General features: G+C 71.0%; 11 protein-coding genes. 8 read left to right on the top strand and 3 right to left on the bottom strand.

The window, feature by feature from the left end; translation table 11 throughout:
• Nucleotides 1–83 precede the first annotated feature (83 nt).
• The 7 genes from O7595_RS01325 (at nucleotide 84) to O7595_RS01295 (ending at nucleotide 8,781) form a co-directional block, all read left to right on the top strand.
• Nucleotides 84–659, top strand: a complete 576-nt coding sequence (locus tag O7595_RS01325) for an AMIN-like domain-containing (lipo)protein (RefSeq protein WP_269726862.1) — start codon at nucleotides 84–86, stop codon at nucleotides 657–659.
• Between the two features lie 214 nt (nucleotides 660–873).
• Nucleotides 874–1,719, top strand: a complete 846-nt coding sequence (locus O7595_RS01320) for a poly-gamma-glutamate hydrolase family protein (protein ID WP_269726861.1) — start codon at nucleotides 874–876, stop codon at nucleotides 1,717–1,719.
• Nucleotides 1,720–2,078: 359 nt separating this feature from the next.
• Nucleotides 2,079–4,307, top strand: a complete 2,229-nt coding sequence (gene tap / locus O7595_RS01315) for a telomere-associated protein Tap (protein ID WP_269726860.1) — start codon at nucleotides 2,079–2,081, stop codon at nucleotides 4,305–4,307.
• Nucleotides 4,308–4,313: 6 nt separating this feature from the next.
• Nucleotides 4,314–4,868 carry a telomere-protecting terminal protein Tpg gene (gene tpg / locus O7595_RS01310; protein ID WP_269726859.1) on the top strand — a complete coding sequence of 185 codons (555 nt, stop codon included), beginning with the start codon at nucleotides 4,314–4,316 and terminating at the stop codon, nucleotides 4,866–4,868.
• Between the two features lie 170 nt (nucleotides 4,869–5,038).
• A complete protein-coding gene (locus O7595_RS01305) occupies nucleotides 5,039–5,638 on the top strand; it encodes a hypothetical protein (RefSeq protein WP_269726858.1) in 600 nt (199 codons plus the stop codon).
• A gap of 653 nt (nucleotides 5,639–6,291) precedes the next feature.
• Complete coding sequence (locus O7595_RS01300) at nucleotides 6,292–6,495, top strand: cold-shock protein (protein ID WP_269726857.1); 204 nt, start codon at nucleotides 6,292–6,294, stop codon at nucleotides 6,493–6,495.
• A 714-nt stretch (nucleotides 6,496–7,209) separates the two neighbouring features.
• Complete coding sequence (locus tag O7595_RS01295; protein ID WP_269726856.1) at nucleotides 7,210–8,781, top strand: hypothetical protein; 1,572 nt, start codon at nucleotides 7,210–7,212, stop codon at nucleotides 8,779–8,781.
• A gap of 242 nt (nucleotides 8,782–9,023) precedes the next feature.
• On the opposite strand, the gene O7595_RS01290 is transcribed toward O7595_RS01295, so the two are convergent.
• The 3 genes from O7595_RS01290 to O7595_RS01280 all read right to left on the bottom strand — a co-directional run bounded on the left by O7595_RS01290 (nucleotide 9,024) and on the right by O7595_RS01280 (nucleotide 12,713).
• Nucleotides 9,024–10,073, bottom strand: a complete 1,050-nt coding sequence (locus O7595_RS01290; protein WP_269726855.1) for an ABC transporter ATP-binding protein — start codon at nucleotides 10,071–10,073, stop codon at nucleotides 9,024–9,026.
• On the bottom strand, nucleotides 10,070–11,554 hold the full coding sequence (locus O7595_RS01285) for an ABC transporter permease (protein ID WP_443071547.1): 1,485 nt from the start codon (nucleotides 11,552–11,554) through the stop codon (nucleotides 10,070–10,072). Before O7595_RS01285 ends, O7595_RS01290 begins: the two co-directional genes overlap by 4 nt.
• 142 nt (nucleotides 11,555–11,696) lie before the next feature.
• On the bottom strand, nucleotides 11,697–12,713 hold the full coding sequence (locus O7595_RS01280; RefSeq protein ID WP_269726853.1) for an iron ABC transporter substrate-binding protein: 1,017 nt from the start codon (nucleotides 12,711–12,713) through the stop codon (nucleotides 11,697–11,699).
• Between the two features lie 347 nt (nucleotides 12,714–13,060).
• Here O7595_RS01280 and O7595_RS01275 point away from each other — a divergent pair, with 347 nt between their 5' ends.
• Nucleotides 13,061–15,631 (top strand): AMP-binding protein, encoded by a 2,571-nt coding sequence (locus O7595_RS01275; protein WP_269726852.1) that lies wholly within the window; start codon nucleotides 13,061–13,063, stop codon nucleotides 15,629–15,631.
• Nucleotides 15,632–15,659: the final 28 nt, after the last annotated feature.

Below are 15,659 nucleotides of genomic sequence, written 5' to 3'. Positions count from 1 at the left end.
CCGGGAGCGGGGCAACCCGCGGGTTGCCCATCCGTCTCACTGCGCGTGCACAGGTACGTCACCAACGATTCTGAGGAGGGCACATGCGACGCTCATTGACCATCGGTGCGGCGTTCCTGCTCGCGGGAGCAGGACTGGCGGCGTCGGCAGGACAGTCGGCGGCGACGCCGCACCGCGTCGGCACGGCGACCCCCGCCGACCCCTGCTCGACCCCCTGGGGCAGCAGCGTCAAGTCGGCCACAGGCGGGAACGCCAACCCCCTGACGGACATCAGGGTGGGACGGCACACGTGTTTCGACCGCATGGTCTTCGACGTCAGCGGAGCGTCGGGCCCGGTGGGCCACCACGTCGGCTACGTCGACGCGTTCCACCAGGACGGATCCGGCGATCCGATACCCGTGGGAGGAGGCGCCGTAATCCAGATCTTCGTCTCCGCGCCCAGCTACGACCCCGTGACGATGCGTCAGGTCTACGCGGGGCGGGCGGGGAAGCCCCTGCCCGGTGTTGACCTCACCGGCTTCAGCACGTTCAAGGACACGAGGTTCGGGGCGAGCTTCGAGGGCCAGACCCAGGTCGGCCTCGGTGTCCGGGCCAGGCTGCCGTTCCGGGTGCTCCAGTTTGACGGGAAACTGATCGTGGACGTCGCCCACAAGTGGTGACCGGGGTCCCGGCTCTCGTCACGAGAGCCGGGACGAGGGCGTGTGACGAGGTCGACGCCCCTCGTCACACGCCGTCATGCTCGCCGAGTCCGCCGGCAGGTCCCGACCGGTCCGGACAGTTCGAGGCGCGCATCTCACGCCGTATCGGCAGTTGTGATGCTTCCCACGGCTGGTCGGCCGCGTGAGGGGCGCTGATTGCCTGATCATGAACGGCATGACCTACGCCAACCGCCGCACGGTACTCGCCGGACTTGCCGGGGCCGCTCTCAGCGCCACCGTCCTCGACACGCTCACCGCTTCGCCCGCCCACGCGGCCGATCAGTACACGTCCAACACCGACCTCTACACGAAGCTCGCGGGGCAGGAGGGGAGCGTGTTCGCCCGGCGCTACAGGCGCCATGAGATGGTCGATGTCAGCGACGGCCAGAGACACCCGTTCAACCGCACCACGATCATGGCCCTCCACGGCGGCGGCATCGAAGGCGGTACGTCCGAACTCTGCCTCGCGATAGCCGGCTACCATCCCGCGACGCTCGCGGCCGCCCCGGCAGGCGGACCGGCCTACGACTACTGGATGTTCGAAGGTATCGCCCCGTCCGGCAACGGCGACCTTCACGTCACCTCGACCCACAACGACGACCGGGTCGCCCTGTCCATGGCTGCGGGCAGCCTCAACGTGCTGAGTCTGCACGGCTGCAGGAAAGAGCAGGCCGGCACGCCCGCAGGGGAGCCGGAGGCGGTCGTCGTCGGAGGTCTCAACACGACGTTCAAGACCTATCTGCACGAAGAGTTCCAGGCCGCGGGCTTCCGGACCATCGACGGCTCCACCGTCCCCGCGCTGGCCGGTGAGAACCCGGAGAACATCTGCAACAAGACCTTGCTCCGCCAGGGCGCCCAGTTGGAGATGACCACGGAGCTGCGTCAAGGCCTCTTCGACGCGGGTCACTTCAGCCGGCTCGAGAGGCCGACCCACACCAACGAGAGGTTCACGGTCTTCGTCGGTGCCGCGCGCAGGGCCATCGCTCGGCTCGAGGCCCGATCGGAGCAAGCCGTACTCTGATCCGCAGGTCCGGAGCCCAGAACAAGGCCCGGACCGGCAGCAGCGGTGATCCGGGCTCTGAGCCATGTGAGGTCTCCAGGCGCGGCGACATGCGGCCCTCACCCGCACCCGTGCAGATCCCGGAACCGCTCGGTCGCCCCCGTGCGCCGGTCTGCCGGGTAACGGCGGGGGCCCGGGCGTCGGCGACGATCCCGCGGGCCTCCCGGGGAGGGGACCGGCCGGGCCGCTTCTGGGCCGCGGCGCAGAAGCGGCCCACCGCGCTCGATGCCGTACGGACCAGGAGCAAACCCCTCCCAGCCGTGCGATCCGTGCGCGATACGCCATGTGATTGGTGTAGCGTTCCGCGGGGAGGTGGTGGCGTGTCGAGCGATGAGGAGACGCTGTTCGGTGCGGTCGACGCTCTGCTGGACGAAGTCGCGTCGAGGGAGCCGCTTCCGGACCCGGCGGAGCGGAAGCGCCTGCGGGAGGCTGCCGGCCTGAGTCAGGAGCAGGTGGCCAAGGTCCTTCAGGTCCGCCGTGAGGCGGTCAGTGGCTGGGAGGCCGGTCGGACGGAGCCGCGGGCGCCGAAGCGCGCCGCCTACGCGCGGCTCCTGGAGGGACTTGCGGTCCGCTACCCGGCGCCGGAGGCGGTGCGCTCCGCCTCGACGCGTCGGGACGCCGCTCGCCTCGGGGCAGTCGACGCGGCGCCGACGCCCCAGCAGCCCTCCACGCCCGCCGCGCCGGACCCCGTGCGCGAGCAGACCGTTCCCACCCGCCGCAGCTCCGCGAGCGGCGCGACACCCGCTGCGGCACCTCGTCGCGCGGCCCCTGCGAGGACGTCCGCCGGGCGCGCTCCGCTTCCACCCGCTGCCACGGCCGATGCGCGCTTCGCGCACGGTCCGCTGGGTGTGCTCGACGGGGACGGGACCGTGTACTGCCCGGGCGGTCTGGTGCTGGACTGCCCGGCCGGGAATCTCGTCGGGGTCGTGGAGTGGGCGCTGGGCGAGGCGCGGCTGGGAGCGGAGCGGCTGCACCGTTCGGGCAGGGACGCCGATCCGCTCATCGTGGTCACGGCGGGTGCCGCCGAACGCCTGGGGCTGCCGCCGGTGTTGGAGGACCGGCGAGGCCTGCGGCTGCCGGAGGGCCATCCGGTCGTGAAGCAGATCGCGAAGGCCGGCTGGAGGCTCACCAGGCGCGGGTTCGGCCCGTGGACGCGTGTCTACCGGCCCGCCGCAGGGGACCGGCGGCAGTGCGTGCAGTTCGCGATCCTGCCGTGGGACGCACTCGACACTCGTTCGTGGGGCGACACCGCCCGGCTTCCCGCACCGGACGTCGCCGCAGCGCTCGGCATGTACGCCTCCCGCGTGATCACGCCGCGCGGGTCGACGGCCGTGTGCGGGCTTGAGTTGATGACGGCGCTGCGCCCGCCGACCCGCGCCGTGCGGGACGAGGCGGCAGGGGAGTGGGTGTCCGGCGCGGTGCCCGGTTCGCTGTCCGAGCCGGTGGACCCGGCACCGCCTGAGGCGCCGGCCGAGCACCCGATCGTGGCGGGCCTGTACCCGCGTCACCACCAGCGCACTCCCGACCAGGTCCTCGACGAGGAGGCGTTCGACTGGATCCGCGGGCCGGAGCTGCTGACCGGTGCCGAGTGCGCCCGCCGGTTCGCGGTGGGGATCGACGTGAACACCGCGTTCCTCGCCGCCGCGAACCGGCTCGTCGTCGGCCTGTCGGCGCCGGTCCACGTGAAGAAGCCGGCCTTCGACAAGAGGGTCCCCGGTTCCTGGCTCGTCGACCTGTCCGGCATCGAGCTCGATCCCCGGCTGCCGAGCCCCTTCACACCGGACGGTTCGCGGCCCGACGGCCCCGCCTGGTACGCGACCCCGACCGTCGCCTACGCGGCCGAACTCGTCGCGAACCACGCACTGCCCGTTGCCGTCGAGCCGGTCGAGGCGTGGCTGCGGCCGGAGTCCGGCCCCTACCTGGACCCCTGGTACAAGCGGCTCAGCGAGGCGTACAAGGCGACGATGGCCGACCTCGGTGTGGCGGCGGGGATGGACGAGGCCGAGTTCCTCGCCGCGATGGAGACGCACCGTCAGGCCGATCCGGGCACGGCCGCCGTCCTGTCCGCGATCAAGGCGACCGTCAAGGGCGGGATCGGCAAGCTCCGCGAGCGCCCTCAGGGCGCCGGATACCGGGCGGGGGAGCGGTGGCCCGCATTGGAACGCCCCACCTGGCGCCCGGACATCCGGGCAGCCGTCATCTCCACCGCGCGCGTCAACATGCATCGCAAGCTGCTCAGGACGGCGCTCGCCACACAGCACGCACCCGCGCCCACCGGGCATCTCGTCCTCGGGGACGACGCACTCGTCCCGGTCGCGCTGCTGTCGGACTGCGCGGTGTACCTCTCCGACGGGCCTTCGCCGCTGGACGTCCTGCCGTACACGCCCGACGGCAAGCCCGCCCCCGGTACGTTCCGCCTCGGGGTGAGTCCCGGCATGGTCAAGCACGAGGGCACGCAGGACCTGATGTGGGCGGTCCAGCTGCTCGAGGCGGGACACAATCCCGCTCAGCACATCAAGGGCACCGACGCCGCCCACGAGGGGGAGTAGGACGCGATGGGCATGTTCGACGACAGCCTCGACGAAGCGTTGGCGAGCAAGGTCACCCGGCCGGCGCCGAAGAGTGCGCCCGCGCGGATGCGGTACCTGGTCAGGCAGCTCAAGGGCACCAGGCCGGTGGCCGAACTGCTCGGCGTCTCCCAGCGCACGGTCGAGCGCTATGTGAAGGACCAGATCAAGCGGCCCCGCCCGGACCTCGCGGCCCGTCTCGCCGCGGAAGTGCGACGGCGCTGGCAGCCGCGGGTGCGGGAACGGGCCAGGAAACAGGCCGCCACGTCCACGGGCATCGTGATCGAGACCCGCGCCAGGTTCGGATTCAGCGCCGCTCCGGGCAGCACCGACGACGCCCGTGTCCGGCTGATCACCCACCACCTGCCACCCGTGTACGCGGCCCGCCTCTTCGAAGCCCGGACGCAGGGAGCCACCGACCAGGAGCTGAGGACCATCGCGGCGGAGGGGCTCCAGGAGGAGTACTTCAAGGACCGTGGCCGCCGTGCGGCGGGCTTGGCCGTGGAGTTCACCGACGTCGACTACGTCGAGTTCGACATCTGACCCCGTCGCGCGCGCCGTATCACCGCGTGCCTGTGACTGAGCGCTTCAAATCGCCAGTGAGTGGTTGCCCGTTCCGTCCAGGATGAAGCCGGCCACCCCGGAACAATCAACTGGGGACCAGTCCGTACCGTGAAAGGATCCCGGCTCAGGACAAGGGGAGGCGAAGCGCCATGGGGCTGGACTACAGCTACGAGATCTTCATGCCCCCTCGGAACGTTGCGAGGGCACTGACCCGGTTGGCCGAGCTCGCCCCACGAGGCCGCCACACGCCGCCGCTTCCGATCACGTTGCCGGGTGGCGAGCAGTTGATCGTACCGTTCACCTCGAGGTTCAAGAGCGAACCGGTCGACTGTTCGGCAGGCGGCACGCTCGAACTGGACACCTCAATCATGATTGGCCTCGACGGAGCGGTGCGCGAGTTCCACCTCCGGCATTCCGACAGGGTCGACGAGCAGGGACGAGTGTCGGTCGGGTACATCTACCTGACTGTCACGTTCTCGCCCACACGGCACCCGAATTTCGCGTCGCTGCAGTTCATGGCGGCCACCTCGGGCATGAGCCGGATGTTCGCGCAGTCCGCGACCGTCAGGCAGGTGTTCACCGACCTCACCGCCGCCACCGGTGGTGTGTGCTGCCTGCTCGACACCGAGACCCCCGCGTTTGAAATCTGCTGGCTCAACGGCGAGACGGTCACTGGCGAGACGGTTCCGGGTGCCCGTTTCCCGCGCTTCCACGATCTCGTCGGCGCATGGCGCGAGCCGGTGGATTAGGTCGCCCTCCAAGACCTGGACCACGCGGACCCAGACCTGGCACTCAACCTCCGGGGTGGGAATCCGGTACGGAGTCAGAAGATCGTCCGGCGAGCAGGTGCGCGACCGGACCGGCCCTGCGCCGGCAGTCTCGGTGGTAGGTCGTCCACAGCTCCAGGACACCGCATGCCGCCGTTCGGCAGCCGCTGCTTCACCCCGACGCTCTCGGAGGCGATCGAACGGGCGGTTGGCGCCCCGTACCAGGTCGTTGTGCGTGGACGTGTCCGACCCCGACTTCCGGGCCGCGGTGCTCCCGGGCGCGGGACGAGCAGCTGACAGCCATCGGGATGCGCTCGCCGTAGCCGCCTGCTGCGAGCCCTGTGCCTCACCGCTGACGTATGCAGTGGCGCGGCCCGGCAGTGTGCTTCGCCGTACTGCGTCCCGCGACGAGACGCCGCCGAAAGGAGTGCGGCTGCTACTCCGTGAGATCACTGAACGACCGTTGCTCTCTGGTCATGGGCGGTGTCGCCGTGTAGCGTCACTTGTAGCTGTCGTGGTTCGCAGTACCTGCCCGCGCCCTGGCGTGGGCGTTTTGCTGTGCAGTGCCTGAGGACCAGGGCGATCACCTCCGGGTCCGCGCGGTGCGGATCCGCTATCGACTGAGAGGCACCGGCATGGCCAGCGGGACCGTCAAGTGGTTCAACTCGGAAAAGGGCTTCGGCTTCATCGCACAGGACGGCGGCGGCCCCGACGTCTTCGCGCACTACTCCAACATCAACGCCACCGGCTTCCGTGAGCTCCAGGAAGGCCAGGCCGTCACCTTCGACATCACCCAGGGGCAGAAGGGCCCCCAGGCGGAGAACATCAGCCCCGCCTGATTCGGCAACAGCCGCGAACCAGGTCCCCGGAGCGACGCTCCGGGGACCTGGTTCGCTCGCCGGACGTGGAGGCCGATTTGCTCCATGCGGGTGCCGCGGCCACGGAGTCGGAGCAGCTTCTGGGTCCACCCCGGGTGGCCGCTCCAGTTGCTCTGCTGCGCGGTGGCCGCCTCGAAGTGGTCGGAGCCCCGCTGCCCGTCGTCGGCGTGCCCACCCTGCTCATCGGGATTCTCGCGGTGCGGGTGCACGACCGCAGACGTGGTCCGGTTGGACGCCGACGGGATCGATGGCTCCCGGGGCATCCATCCGGTCCTGCCACGGGCAGCCGGCTCCGGGAGGCGCTTCTGCGAGGGCGCTTCGGCATCGGCGACTTCGCATCGCGGTACGTCGGTGGACGCGAGGCCGTCCCGGAAGGGCTGATGATCACGGATGCATCCGTCTCGGCCTGAGCGCCACGATCGCCCTACTGGCGGTGTGCCGGCGTAACCGGTGGGCATGGTGGGCCGTTGCTCTCTCATATGCCCGGTCCGGTCGAGCGATGGGTTCGCCTTGCCTCCTTTCAGTGTCCGCGAAGTCCGCCCCGTCGCGCAGCAGGACGCGTGGCCCTGGCCCGCGAGAGGCACCGGCCTCACGGGTCGCTCCCTTCGCGACACTGCCGCCGTCCTGCTGGGCACTGTCCTGATCACACTGCGGGGCTCACGGCTCGGTCGCTGGGTGGTCGACGACGCCGCGATCACCTTCGCGTACGCCCGCAGCATCGACGAGGGTCTCGGGCCGGTGCAACAGGCCGGCTCGCCTCCGGTCGAGGGCTACTCCAACCCGGCCTGGCTCGCTCTGCTGGTACTGGGCAGGCGTCTGGGCCTGTTCGATCACCGTACCTACTTCGGTGTGCCGGATCAGGTCCTGTACCCGAAGGCCCTCGGTGTCCTGTGCACGCTGGGGATCCTCATCGCCGTTTCCCGCGTCGCGCGGCGATTGGTGTCGAACTCCTGGGTCGTGGTGCTGTTCTGCGGTGTCTTTCTGGCCGGCAACATGTCGTTTGTGGCCTGGATGTTCTCCGGACTGGAGAATCCGCTGTACGCCCTGCTGGCCGTGCTGATGGCCGCCGTGCTCGTTCGTGCTCTGCTGGAGGACCGGCTCACCGAGACAGCGCCCGCTGTGGTGACCGGACTTCTGGCACTGATGGCCGCCCTGACCCGCCCGGACGGGGCAGTCCTGGCCGCGGCCTACCCCGGGGTGCTGCTGCTGAGGGTGCATCGAGCGACACTGGGCGCATCCGCACGAGCGGCGGCCTGTGCCGTCGGTGCCTTCGTCGTGCCCTATGCCGCCTTCCTCGGATGGCGCTACGCCGTGTTCGACCGTCTCGTGCCCAACACCGCGCTGGCGAAGGCACAGGACGCTCCCACGTGGGAGTCGTTCTCCGGGACCGGGTCCCTCCTGTCGTTCGCCGGCTGGACGGCCGTGCTGGCCGGCGCTCTGGTGACGGGAGCGGCCCTGGGGCGCCGTGGACCCGCGCGGACGGCACTGCCTGGTGTGCTCGTACCCCTCGCCCTCACTCTCGCCGCCTTCGGCGTGCTCAATCCGGACTGGATGCGCATGTTCCGGTTCGCGACGCCGGTATGGGCGCTGGCCTCACTTGCCGTCGGCATCGCTCTGACGGACCAGGCAGAAAGAGGATCACAGCGCGCCAGAATCGTGGCCGGCGTCACCGTCTGCACGGCGTTGCTCGTGTCCTGGAGCGGGCAGCGAGAGCGCGCCGCCTCATTCCAGGCCCATCCCACCCTGCCCGTGTGCCATGTCGCCCACCGCTACGGAGCCGTGTTCAACGAGTACGCGGAGCGCCTGAAACTGACCAACGGGACACTTCTCGCCCCGGACCTCGGCGGTACTCTCCTCACGAGCAGCCTCGCCGTCAGAGACCTCGCGGGCCTGACCGAGCCCACCATCGCGGAGGCCTACGCCGACCGGAACATGGCCGCCCTGCGGCACCATGTCTTTGCAACCCTCCGGCCCACCTTCATCCACACCCACGGCGTCTGGGTCACCACTCCCGGGCTGACCGTTCCCCGGCTGACCGCCGCGGGCTACGTTCGCCTCTACTCCGAGGGCACCGGCGGCGACTGGGTGCGAGCGGACGCCGTTCCCGACCCACAGCGGCTTGCCGCCACCAGGTCATGGGCCGCCCGGGAGGTACCGAGGTTGCTCAGCCAGTACAAGACGAACCCCAACGAGCCCTGCGGCCAACTCCGCCCGGGCCTCACCCTCACGGCCGCCCGCCACTCCTGAATCCGGGGGCGCGGGGACTGCGAGAAGCCGTGTCCCACACGGATGTCGCGATGCGGGCGGCGGCCCCGCCGCACCGGGAACGGGCGTCACCAGGACCGGCCGCAGGCAGTCGAGCCCGTCGTGCGCCGCATTCACCTGCACCCGTGCCGGGTCCGACCGTTGGTCGAGCTGGGTTCACACGCCCGCTCCTGCGGCCCCATCAGCGAGGCCGGGTGGCCGACCGCGACGCTCGCCCCTGATGATCAAGCCGGGACCGCGTGCAGGGTGGCAGTGCCCGAGACGCGGATGCCGACCGTCCCGCCCAGGGGCACCTGGAGCGGGCCCGGGGCGCGGACGTCGATCGCCTGGTTCACACCGTCCACGGAGACGGTGACCATGGAGTCGTGGCCGAAGAACCGGACGTCGGTAACGGTGCCTCGGGCCGTCGCCGTGTCCGGGTCGGTCAGGTGGAGCTGTTCGGGGCGGAGGAGGACGAGGCCCTCGCGCAGACCGGCCGGGGCGGTGGCGAGGGGGATTCGGCCGAGTGCGGTGGCGGCTGCCGTGTTCGTCTCCGCCGTACCGGCGATGAAGACGGCGTCGCCGACGAAGGAGGCCACCCACGGGTCGGCGGGGCGCTGGTAGAGCTCTTCGGGAACGGCGCACTGGGCCACCCGACCGTGGCGGACGACAGCGACGACGTCGGCCGTGGAGAGGGCCTCCTGCTGATCGTGGGTGACGAGGACGGCGGTGGCGCCAGTGGCCCGGAGAGCGGCGCGTACATCCGCTCGTACGGCTCCGCGCAGTCCGCTGTCGAGGGCGGTGAACGGTTCGTCCAGGAGGACGAGCTGGGGCTCGGGGGCGAGGGCACGGGCCAGGGCGACGCGTTGCTGCTGTCCGCCGGAGAGTTCGTGCGGCATCCGGTCCCCGTAGCCGCCGAGTCCCACCAGCTCCAGCATCTCGTCGACGCGCCGTGCGCGGGCGCGGCGGTCCGTTCCCGTCAGTCCGAAGGCGATGTTGCGGGCCACGCTCAGATGCGGGAAGAGGGCGCCTTCCTGGGGGACGATGCCGATACGTCGGCGTTCGGGAGGGAGGTGGACGCCGGGGCCGGTGAGCGTGCGACCGGCGACGGTGACCGCGCCGGCGTCGGCCTGCAGGAAGCCGGTGATCACACGCAGCAGGGTGGTCTTGCCGCAGCCGGAGGGGCCGAGGACGGCGGCCAGGTGCCCGCCCTGGACGGTGAGGTCGAGGCCGTCGAGGACGTTGGCGCCGGGACCGTACGACTTGACCACGCCGCTGACCTGGAGGTCGTTCATGTGCGGTGCCTTCCGAGGACGTAGGAGGGGACGGCCGCCAGGAGGATGAGGCCGGCGGCGTACGGTGCCGCGGCTGCGAAGGACCCGGTGCCGGTCTCGGTCCACAGCCGCGTTGCCAGCGTGTCCATGCCGGTGGGGCGCAGCAGCAGGGTGGCGGGGAGTTCCTTCATGCAGACGACGAAGGTGAGTGCCGCGCCGGCGGCGACGCCCGGTGCCGCGAGCGGCACCGTGACCTCACGCAGCACCCCGAAGGGCGTGCGCCCGAGGGAGCGGGCGACGTCGTCCAGCACGGGTGGTGCCTGGACGACGGCGGCGCGGGTGGCCGCCACCGCGACGGGCAGGAAGAGCACCGCGTAGGCGCAGATCAGCAGAGGCGTTTCCTGGTACAGCGGTCGGACGTAGCGGACCGCGAAGAAGACCAGGGCGAGTGCGACGGTGATGCCCGGTACGGCATGCCCCGCGTAGGCGGCCTGCTCCAGGAGGTGGGCGAGCCGGCCGCGGTGGCGGGCCGCGATGACACCGACGGGCAGGGCCAGGACGGTGGTGAGGGCGGCGCCGGCGGCGGCGACGGCGAGGGTGGTGAGCGCGGTGGTGGTGAGGGTCGCCGGGTCCCAGGTGGCGGAGGAGCCGACCACCAGCCAGTACCCGAGGGTGGCGAGCGGGAAGCCGACGGCGGTCGCGACGACGGTCCCGCACCAGGCGAGGGCGGGCAGCCGCAGGCGGCCGAGTGCGGCGGGAGCGGTCCGTCGGGCGGTTCCGGCTCCGGTGCGTGAGTATCCGGCCCGGCCGCGGCTGCGGGTCTCCGCGGTGACGAGCGCCACGGTCATGAGGACGAGCACCGCGCTGAGTGCGGCCGCCGGGGTGCGGTCGAAACTGGCCCGGTAGGACGTGTAGATGCCCCGAGTGAAGGTGTCGTAGCGCATGAGGGACACCGCGCCGAAGTCGGAGAGCACGTACAGCGCGACGAGCAGCCCGCCGCCCGCGGCGGCCGGCCGCACCTGGGGCAGGGTGACGCGCAGGAAGGTGCGCAGCGGACCGTGGCCGAGGGAGCGGGCGACCTCCTCGTGCCCGGGGTCGGTGCCGCGCAGGGCGGCGGCGACCGGCAGGTACACGTACGGGAAGCTGGCGAGGGTCAGCGCGAGGGCGGAACCCGTGAACCCGGCGAGCGAGGGAGCCGCGGAGAGCCAGGCGAAGGCGGTGACGTAGCTGGGCACGGCCAGGGGCAGCGTGACCAGGACCGACCAGGCGCGGGCGCAGGGGAGGGCGGTGCGCGTGGTCAGCCAGGCCAGTGCGATGCCCAGGAGCAGGCAGGCGGTGACGACGGTGGCGCTCAGGCCGAGGCTGCGCAGGAGCAACTGCACGCTCCTGTCGCCCGCGATGACGTTCCAGGCGAAGGCGGGGCCGCGTTCGAGGGCGCGTACGGCGAGGTAGCCGAGGGGCAGGACGGCGAGGGCCGCCGCGACACATGCGGGCACGGTCACGACCCACGAGGGTCCGGCGGCGCGGTGGATGCGGCCGCCGGAACGCCCCGGGTCGACGGCACGCTGCCGCCCGGCGGGCGCGGGGGCGCTCGCCGGGCGGGTGTCGTGAGGCGTCCGGACGGGGGAATCCGGTGAGATCACGTCAGACCAGTCCGGCTTCCTGGAGCATGGCCAGCGTCTCCTTGAGCGAGTCGAGCCTGCCGAGGTCGATCCTCGGCGGCTGGAGGCTCTCCAGCGGCGGTACGCCTTCGGCCTGCTCGACGCCCGCGGCCAGCGGGTACTCCTTGGTCTCCGTGGCGAAGTAGCGCTGCGACTCGGTGGACAGCAGGAAGTCGGCGGCCTTTTGGGCGTAGGCGCTCTGCTGTTTGTCGGCACCCTTCATCCGACCCACCCCGGCGACGTTGACAAGGCCGCCCGGGTCGCCCTTGGGCAGGTAGTGCACCTTGGCCTTGAGCTTGTCGGCGCCCTTCTCGGCCGCCTGCTCGTACCAGTAGTAGTGGTTGAGCAGGCCGAGGGACACCTCGCCGGAGTCGACGGCGTCGAGGACGTTGAGGTTGTTCTCGTACGCCTTCGGCTTGTTGGCCTTGAGGCCCTTGAGCCAGGCACGTGCGGCCTCGTCGCCCTCGAGGACGCGCATGCCGGTGACGAACGCCTGGAACGAGGCGTTGGCCGGGGCGAAGCCGATCTTGCCCTTCCATTCCGGCTTGACCAGCTCGTGGACGCTGTCCGGGGGTGTGGGTGCCTTGTCCGGGTTGTACGCGAGGACCCGGACGCGTCCGCTGACGCCGACCCAGTCCCCTGCGGCGCTGCGGTAGGTCGGTGCGACCCGGTCGAGCGTCCTCGGGGGCAGCGGCGCGAGCCGGCCCTCCTTGGAGAGCGCACCGAGCGCGCCTGCGTCCTGGGACAGGAAGAGCCCGGCCTCGGTCTTGTCGCCCTCTTCCAGGAGCTGGGCGGAGAGTTCGGCGCTGTCGCCGTAGCGGACGTCGACGCTGGTGCCGAGGTGCTTCTCCAGCTTCTCGATGAGCGGCCCGACGAGGTTCTCGTTACGGCCGGAGTAGATGACGAGCCCGGCCGGCTCGTCGCTGCAGCTCGTGAGGGCGGGGAGGACCAGGGTTGCCGCGGCGAGCGCGGTGAGACTGCGGGCCAAGGGGCGTCGCATGACGGGTAATGCCTTCCTGCCGTGCTCAACGTCGTCACCGCGCCGGCGGCCCCCGGCACCCGGAGGGCTCAGGGGGAGGCGCCACCGCGAGCGGCGAAAACGGTGCCGAGGGGAGAATCTGAACAAGGCATTAATAAGGTAATGCTTACCTAAGGGTCAAGTGCGCTGTATAACGGCTTGGTCGCAGATGAGCCCGCCGAGCAGGGTACGCCATTTCCCCGCCGTGCTTCCTCGCGCCCAACTCACCTGCCTCCTATGCCTGTTGAGCCGGCAGCGGGGCACCGCCGTCGCGCTCCCCGCGAGTAGACCCCCTTCCCGATAAGGAGAGCCTTACCTACGATGCGCCCGTGACGCTCCACCCAGCACCGCTCATCAGCGGCAAGACGCTTCCCCTCGCCCGCGGCCTCGCGGCCCACGGCGACAGGACCGCCCTCATCACCTCGAACGGTGAGATCTCCTACGGTCAGCTGGCCGTGCGAGTGGCGGACACCGCGCTGCGCCTCGGAACCGGGCGGCGGCTCGTGCTGCTGCCCGGGGCCAACACCGTCGAAGCGCTCGTCGTGCTCCTCGCCGCCTTGGCGGCGGGACATCCCGTGCTCCTCGTGCCCGGGGACCATCCGGAAGCCGTGGAGGCGCTGACCGTCGCCTACGACCCCGACGTCGTGGTCCGTCCGGACCCCGCCGGGTGGCGGATCGAGGAGCGGCGGACCGGCTCCGCCCATGTGCTGCACCCGGACCTGGCCATGCTGCTCAGTACGTCCGGCTCGACCGGATCGCCGAAACTCGTCCGCCTCTCGTACGAGAACCTCCAGGCGAACGCCGAGTCGATCGCCACCTACCTCCAGATCCGCGACACCGACCGGGCCGCCACGACCCTGCCGATGCACTACTGCTACGGCCTGTCCGTCGTGCACAGCCACCTCTTGCGCGGCGCCGGGCTCGTCCTCACCGAACTCTCGGTCGCGGACACCTGCTTCTGGGACCTGTTCCGCGCCGCCCGTGGCACGACCTTCGCGGGCGTCCCGTACACCTTCGACCTGCTGGACCGGATCGGCTTCGCCGGTATGGACCTGCCGCATCTGCGGTACGTCACGCAGGCCGGCGGCCGTCTCGCCCCCGAACGGGTCGCCCACTACGCCGGGCTGGGGCAGCGGCGCGGCTGGGACCTCGTCGTCATGTACGGCCAGACCGAGGCGACCGCCCGCATGGCCTACCTGCCGCCGGAGCTCGCCGCCGCACATCCGGAAGCCATCGGCGTGCCGGTCCCCGGGGGCTCCTTCTCCCTGGAACCCGTCGAGGAGGCAGCCGAAGAAGGTGTCGGGGAACTCGTCTACGACGGGCCGAACGTCATGCTGGGCTACGCGTCCACCCCGGACGACCTCGCCCTCGGCCGCACCGTGGACACCCTGCGCACCGGCGACCTGGCACGGCGCACCGAGGAGGGCCTGTACGAAATCGTCGGCCGGCGCAGTCGGTTCCTGAAGATCCTCGGCCTGCGGATCGACCCCCAGCAGGTCGAGGCGATGCTCGAACGGCACGGGTTGAGCGCGCTCTGCGCGGGCGACGACGACCGGCTGGTGCTCGCCGTCGTCGTCAGGCCCGAGTGGGACGTGCGGCGGATCCGAAGACGCGTGGTGGACGAATGCGGGCTTCCCGCCCGCGCGGTCCGTGTCCACCCGCTGCCGGACCTCCCTCGCCTGCCCTCGGGGAAACCCGACTACGAGGCCGTCCGTTCCCTCGACCGGACGGCCGACCGGACCCTGGTCGACGAGGCGGACGGCGAGGACCTGTGTGCCCTGTACGCAAGGATCCTGGACCGTCCGGACGTGACGCCGGACAGCACCTTCGTCGGGCTCGGCGGCGACTCCCTGTCGTACGTCGAGATGTCGCTCCGCCTCGAGCAGTGCCTCGGCCATCTGCCGGCGAGCTGGCACACCACACCGATACGCGCCCTCCGCTCACCCGAACCCAAGCCACCCTCACGAATCCGGGCCCTGGAGACCAGCGTCGCTCTGCGCGCGGTGGCGATCGTGTGCATCGTCGGCTCGCACATCCGGCTCTTCGAGATCCGGGGTGGCGCGCATCTGCTGCTCGCGGTGGCCGGGTTCAACTTCGCCCGTTTCCTGCTCACCTCCGCAGAGCGTCGCGAACGCGTCCGCCGTACGAGGCGGAGCATCGCGCGCATCGCGCTGCCGTGCATGGCCTGGACCGCCTTCGCGCTGCTGATCGGCGCAGACTACGACCTGAGCAACGTCCTGTTGCTGCACAACGCGCTCTTCCCGCAGGACATGGGACCGGGCATCCACCTGTGGTTCGTCGAAGCACTCGTCTACATCCTGCTGGCGACCCTCGCGCTGCTGGCCCTGCCCGCCGTCGACCGGGCGGAGCGACGCTTCCCGTACGGGCTGCCCCTCGCCCTCGTCGCGATCGGCCTGCTCACCCGCTACGAACTGGTCGGCCTCCCCGACCGTTCCCAGATCACCGACGCGGTCACCGTCTTCTGGTTGTTCGCCCTCGGATGGGCGGCCGCGAAAGCCCGCGCGACGCCCCATCGGCTGCTCGTCACCCTCGCCGCGCTCACCACGGTCCCCGGCTTCTTCCCGGGCGAGCCCTGGCGCGAGGCGTTCGTCGTCTTCGGCTTCGTCCTGCTGGTGTGGTTCCCCACTCTGCCGAGCAACCCTCGTGTCAACCAGGTGGCGGGACTCCTCGCCGCCAGTTCGCTCTCCATCTATCTGACGCACTGGCAGATCTATCCGATCCTCGACGACGTCTCCGAGCCCCTGTCGCTCGTCGCCGCCCTCCTCTTCGGTATCGGCTACGCCAAGGGGACGGAACACCTGATGCGGAAGCTGCCGCCGCTGTCCCGGCTCACTCCCGTGTGGCCGGGACTCCCCGGCTCCCGCCGGAAGACCACCTGACGCCCTCCGGCGACAGGCGCCGTCCGGT

The sequence above is a fragment of the Streptomyces sp. WMMC940 genome (genome assembly GCF_027460265.1).
Classification (GTDB): Bacteria; Actinomycetota; Actinomycetes; order Streptomycetales; family Streptomycetaceae; genus Streptomyces.
Note: the sequence above shows the minus strand (reverse complement) of the source record. Positions and strands in the feature narration are given on the sequence as shown.

What these genes read in the sequence shown, in the direction of transcription:
- O7595_RS01325 (WP_269726862.1), top strand. Translation starts at nt 84, where the DNA reads ATGCGACGCTCATTGACCATCGGTGCGGCGTTCCTGCTCGCGGGAGCA.
- O7595_RS01320 (WP_269726861.1), top strand. Translation starts at nt 874, where the DNA reads ATGACCTACGCCAACCGCCGCACGGTACTCGCCGGACTTGCCGGGGCC.
- tpg (WP_269726859.1), top strand. Translation starts at nt 4,314, where the DNA reads ATGGGCATGTTCGACGACAGCCTCGACGAAGCGTTGGCGAGCAAGGTC.
- O7595_RS01305 (WP_269726858.1), top strand. Translation starts at nt 5,039, where the DNA reads ATGGGGCTGGACTACAGCTACGAGATCTTCATGCCCCCTCGGAACGTT.
- O7595_RS01300 (WP_269726857.1), top strand. Translation starts at nt 6,292, where the DNA reads ATGGCCAGCGGGACCGTCAAGTGGTTCAACTCGGAAAAGGGCTTCGGC.
- O7595_RS01290 (WP_269726855.1), bottom strand. Translation starts at nt 10,073, where the DNA reads ATGAACGACCTCCAGGTCAGCGGCGTGGTCAAGTCGTACGGTCCCGGC.
- O7595_RS01280 (WP_269726853.1), bottom strand. Translation starts at nt 12,713, where the DNA reads ATGCGACGCCCCTTGGCCCGCAGTCTCACCGCGCTCGCCGCGGCAACC.